This is a genomic window from Roseicyclus sp., assembly GCF_965662675.1.
Lineage (GTDB): Bacteria > Pseudomonadota > Alphaproteobacteria > Rhodobacterales > Rhodobacteraceae > Roseicyclus.
This window is the reverse complement of sequence record NZ_CBFIIK010000158.1, coordinates 1-4,218: the sequence shown is the minus strand read 5'-3', so window position 1 is coordinate 4,218 and position 4,218 is coordinate 1. Positions and strand designations below refer to the sequence as shown.

Below are 4,218 nucleotides of genomic sequence, written 5' to 3'. Positions count from 1 at the left end.
TGAAGATCATGTGGGTGCCGTAGGCCACCTGTGGTCGCGGCTGCGCGCACCGATCCATTGCCGCGCCTTCACGGCCATCCATGCAAAGCGCAAGCTCGACGATGCCGGCCAATCCACCGAACAGGTGCATGTCGCGCCCGTTTGGCCCGGCAAGATCGCCGTTGGCCCCTTCACGGTGCAATTCGCGCCTGTCAGCCACTCGATCCCGGAAGCCTCGGCCTTGGTCATCGACACGCCCGTTGGCCGCGTCGTGCATTCGGGTGATTTCAAGATCGACCGCCAGCCTGTTGTCGGCGAACCCTTCGACGAGGATCTATGGCGCCAGATCGGTCAGGATGGCGTGCTGGCCTATATCTGCGACTCGACCAATGTCTTTACCCGCCACCCCGGCCGTTCGGAAAGCCAATTGCCCGAACCCATCGGGGAATTGATCTCGGGCGCCAAGGGCATGGTCGTGGCGACCACTTTCGCCTCCAACATCGCGCGGCTCAAGACATTGGCCGATGCGGGCGTGGCCAATGGGCGGTCCATCTGCCTGATGGGGCGCGCGATGAAGCGGATGGTCAGCGCCGGCCAAGAGGCGGGTGTTTTGACAAACTTCCCTAATACGCTCAGCCCGGAAGAGGCGCTTGATGTGCCACGCGAGAACCTGATGCTGATCGTGACCGGCTCACAGGGCGAACGCCGTGCGGCCTCGGCCTCGCTTGGGCGGGGCAGCTATCTGGGCCATGAGTTGAAAGAGGGGGACATGTTCTTGTTCTCGTCCAAGACCATTCCCGGCAATGAGGTGCCGGTCAGCCGCATCAAGAACGCGCTGGCGGAAAAGGGCGTCGATGTCATCGACGATAGCCACGGCTTCTACCATGTCTCGGGCCATGCCAACCGCCCCGATCTGGAGGCGATGCATGATATCTTGCGCCCGAAGATCTTGGTCCCGAACCATGGTGAATATCGCCATTTGCGCGAACATGCGCAATTGGCGCTTGCCAAGGGGATGGCGGGTGTCGTGGCGGCCAATGGCTCGATGGTGGAGTTGTCGGGCAATGCGCCGCGCATCGTGGAATATATCGATGTGGCCAAGACCTATCTTGATGGCTCGGCATTCGTCGGCGCGCTGGATGGTGTGATCCGCGACCGGATGAAGCTGGCGCTCAACGGTCTGGTCGCAGTCGCGGTGATCGTCGACGAAGATGATGTGCTGATGGAAGATAGCTGGGTCGCACTGCGCGGCCTGCCTGAAGTGACGGGCAAGGGCGACGATCTTGCCGCCATGATCGAGGAGGCGCTGGCCGAGGCGATGCCGCGCTTCAACGCCAAGACCGTCAATGATGATGATCGTCTGGAAGAGGCCGTGCGCCGCGCCGTGCGCAACCTGTGCCTGATCGAAATCGGCAAAAAGCCCGAGGTGACGGTGCTGATACAGCGCTTGATGGCTGCCTGACGCGCGGGCCGGACGCGGGGCGGTGCGCCTGAGCGAAAAGGGATGTGCTGAAAAAAGAACGGGATCGCCTTTGTGGCGATCCCGTTTTCCGTATCAAGCCGCGCCTGCCTCGGAATTCTCGGGGGCATGCGTCGCGGTCTCGGCCTTCTTCCGGCGGCGGCGCTTGGGCTTGGGGGCCTCGGCGTCGGCGTCGCTTGTCGCAAGTGCGGCTTCTGTTTTGTCTTCGGTGACCGCGCCCTCTTGCTGATCGGCGCTGTCATCTTCGTCGGGTGTATAGGGCCGCGGTGGGCCGCCGCGCCGCTCGTCAAAGCTCAGCGCGATGAAATCGGGCAGGTGGTCACCCATGCCCGCGACCCGGTCACCGCCGCGCCCACGGTCACGGTTGGCCCAGTTACGATCCTTGCGGTCGGTCTGTGCAGCGCGCTCGAAGCGGGCGGGGGGCGGTGTCGTTTGCACGGGCTGCGATGCTACGGCGACCGCGTCATCGGCGACGGGTGCCTCAGTCTTGGGAGTGTCGGTCGCTTCGCTGCGCGCGCCTTTGCCGCGACCACGGCGTGAACGGCTGCGCCCGTTCGCGGCCTTCTCCTCGGTGCGATCCTCGGCCTTGTTGTCACTTGTTGCCGGTTCCTGTGCCTGCGGGGCGGTTTCGCGCGATGCGCTGCCCGCCGGGCTCCATGGCAGGGCGCCACGGGGGATCGGCTTGGTGATCAAAGCTTCGATCGCCGTCAGGTATTTGTCGTCGGCGGGCACTGCAATCGAGATCGCGACGCCGGACCGCCCTGCGCGCCCGGTGCGGCCGATGCGGTGAACGTAATCCTCGGCATGGCTGGGCATGTCGTAGTTGAACACATGGCTGACGCTGGGAATGTCGAGACCACGCGCGGCCACATCCGAGGCGACCAGGAAGCGCAGCTTGCCCTCGCGGAAACCGTCGAGTGTGCGTGTGCGGTGCGACTGATCCAGATCGCCATGGATCGGCTCGGCGTCGTAGCCGTATTTCTTGAGCGATTTCGCAACAATATCGACATCGACCTTGCGGTTGCAAAAGATGATGGCGTTGCTGCAGGCGGCACCCTCGGCTTCGATGGCGGCGCGCAGCATGGCGCGCTTTTCCGACGCCGCCGTCTCGCGATCCCGGCGTGAGGGGCGGAATTCCAGCAAGCGCTGTTCGATGGTTTCCGATGCGCTGGCCTGACGGGCCACTTCGATCCGGGCGGGGTTCGACAAGAAGGTGTTGGTGATGCGCTCGATCTCGGGCGCCATGGTGGCCGAGAAGAACAGCGTTTGGCGGGTAAACGGCACAAGGCCGAAGATCCGCTCGATATCGGGGATGAAGCCCATGTCGAGCATTCGGTCAGCTTCGTCGACCACCATGACCTTGACGTCGGTCAAGATCAGCTTGCCGCGCTCGAAATGGTCAAGCAGGCGGCCGGGGGTGGCGATCAGCACATCGACGCCCTTGTCGATGAGCATGTCTTGTTCCTTGAAGCTGACGCCGCCGATCAACAGCGCCTTGGTCAGTTTCACATGCTTGGCGTAAGTGTCGAAATTTTCGGCCACTTGGGCGGCCAATTCGCGCGTCGGGCACAGCACAAGGCTGCGCGGCATGCGCGCGCGCGCGCGACCACGGGCGAGGATGGTGATCATCGGCAGGGTAAAGCTGGCGGTCTTTCCCGTGCCGGTCTGGGCGATCCCCAAGACGTCGCGCCCTTCGAGGGCGGAGGGGATGGCACCGGCTTGGATCGGGGTGGGGGTTTCGTAGCCTGCTTCGGTTACGGCTTTCAGAACCTTGGGATTAAGGTTGAGGTCGGAAAAGCTTGTCATATGCGTCCAGTCTGGCCGGGACAGTCCCGGCATGGGTGAGTTGGAGCGCATGGTATCCTGCGCGCTCCGCGGATCGGTCGCCCCGACGCGGATCGCGGGGCTGGGGCTGACATAGGCGAAAACAGGTGCCGCGTCAAACGAGGTGGTGGAAGCTCACATCACACTCCCACAGCCCGGCCTGCGGCCGCGATGAACAAGCTGGCCGGGGCATGAAGGTCGATCGTGCCCGAAGGACCGGTCAGCCGGGCGCGTAGCCCCGATACCATCGCAGCGCGGAATTCCGCCTCGCTCAGCAAGATCATCCCGATCGGACCATCGCGGCAATGGCCATGGCTGCAGCCCGTTCCGGTTTCACGCCGAAAGCGCAAGGGGCGGCCATCTTGCCAAGCGGCGGTGAAGCGCAAGCCATGCACCCCGTCGCGGCGATGCCCGATGACGAGCGCGCGCGCCACGGCGCTGTCGTGATGGGCGATGATGACATGGCCCATCAGCACATGATGGGGATGATCCGAGATCGGTCTTTGGGCGGAATAGACGCCGCTGATCCCGGTGTCGGGGTTGGAGAGCGCACCGCCGCTGCAGGCCATAAGGGGCAGCAGCAACAGCAGCAGGGCAGGGCGCATGTATTGGGTCATGACCATGATTGCCATGACACCGGTTAATCCTGCGTTAACTGCAACGGGGTCTCTGCGGTCGCGCCGCCCTTAGGGGCGTTTCAATTCGTCCAAACCGCCATGGCAATGCCGCCGGGGGCGAGGAACTCGAACCTGCGACCGCCGGGGAAGGCGAAGATGTCTTGGGTGATTTCCGCGCCTGCTGCGCGCACCTGTTCCAGCGCGGCTTCCAGATTATCGGCGCGCAACACGATCAGCGGCGCGCGGGCTGTGCCGCGCTCGAGCCCGCCCCCTGTTCCAGCGCCTTGAATGTCGCGGTAATCCGGCCCGTAATCCACG

4 protein-coding genes are annotated in these 4,218 nt (G+C 64.0%); 1 reads left to right on the top strand and 3 read right to left on the bottom strand.

Annotated features, from left to right (window positions below; genetic code table 11):
* Positions 1 to 1,441, top strand: a 1,441-nt coding sequence (locus ACTG4J_RS14885) for a ribonuclease J (RefSeq protein ID WP_439140522.1), incomplete at its 5' end; no start/stop codon positions are given.
* A gap of 93 nt (positions 1,442 to 1,534) precedes the next feature.
* Here ACTG4J_RS14885 and ACTG4J_RS14880 read toward each other — a convergent pair.
* The 3 genes from ACTG4J_RS14880 to ACTG4J_RS14870 all read right to left on the bottom strand — a co-directional run.
* Positions 1,535 to 3,265 (bottom strand): DEAD/DEAH box helicase, encoded by a 1,731-nt coding sequence (locus ACTG4J_RS14880; RefSeq protein WP_439140521.1) that lies wholly within the window; start codon positions 3,263 to 3,265, stop codon positions 1,535 to 1,537.
* A gap of 158 nt (positions 3,266 to 3,423) precedes the next feature.
* On the bottom strand, positions 3,424 to 3,915 hold the full coding sequence (locus ACTG4J_RS14875; protein ID WP_439140520.1) for a hypothetical protein: 492 nt from the start codon (positions 3,913 to 3,915) through the stop codon (positions 3,424 to 3,426).
* A 65-nt stretch (positions 3,916 to 3,980) separates the two neighbouring features.
* A partial coding sequence (locus ACTG4J_RS14870) for a VOC family protein (protein ID WP_439140519.1) occupies positions 3,981 to 4,218 on the bottom strand: 238 nt, incomplete at its 5' end.

Coding starts and splice junctions, on each gene's coding strand:
- ACTG4J_RS14875 (WP_439140520.1), bottom strand. CDS start 3,915: ATGGCAATCATGGTCATGACCCAATACATGCGCCCTGCCCTGCTGCTG.
- ACTG4J_RS14880 (WP_439140521.1), bottom strand. CDS start 3,265: ATGACAAGCTTTTCCGACCTCAACCTTAATCCCAAGGTTCTGAAAGCC.